Below are 401 nucleotides of genomic sequence, written 5' to 3' on the forward strand. Positions count from 1 at the left end.
CTCGAGCACACCTTCCGCCTCTTCAAGCAGACTCTCGGCTGGACCGTTCCGAAGATTAGAGACCCCAACACCGCCGATCTGTGGACCTGGCTGATCATCGCCGCCCACACCCAGCTCCGCCTCGCCCGCCCACTCGCCGAGGACCTCCGCCGCCCCTGGGAACGGCCTGCGGAACCCCGCCGGCTCACCCCCGCCTGAGTCCGCCGCGGGTTCCGCCACCTCCGCGCGAAGACCACCCACCCCGCCAGCGTGCCCCAACCATCCCGGCCAGGCCCCGGACGCCCACCCGGCTCGAAAAACCGCAGGCCAGCCCCACGGCACGAGCCCGGAAAGACAGTGAAACGAGCCGAGACCCTCACCGAACACGTCCGCTTGAAGGAACAACGAGGTTAAAGATCAAG

1 pseudogene is annotated in these 401 nt (G+C 68.3%); it reads left to right on the forward strand.

Going from position 1 to position 401, the window contains the following annotated elements:
* A pseudogene (locus ACEPPI_RS40735) lies at nucleotides 1-393 on the forward strand (transposase); the annotation flags it as partial.
* Nucleotides 394-401: the final 8 nt, after the last annotated feature.

Origin of the sequence: Streptomyces sp. AB3(2024) (assembly GCF_041862025.1) — a bacterium.
Taxonomy (GTDB): domain Bacteria; phylum Actinomycetota; class Actinomycetes; order Streptomycetales; family Streptomycetaceae; genus Streptomyces.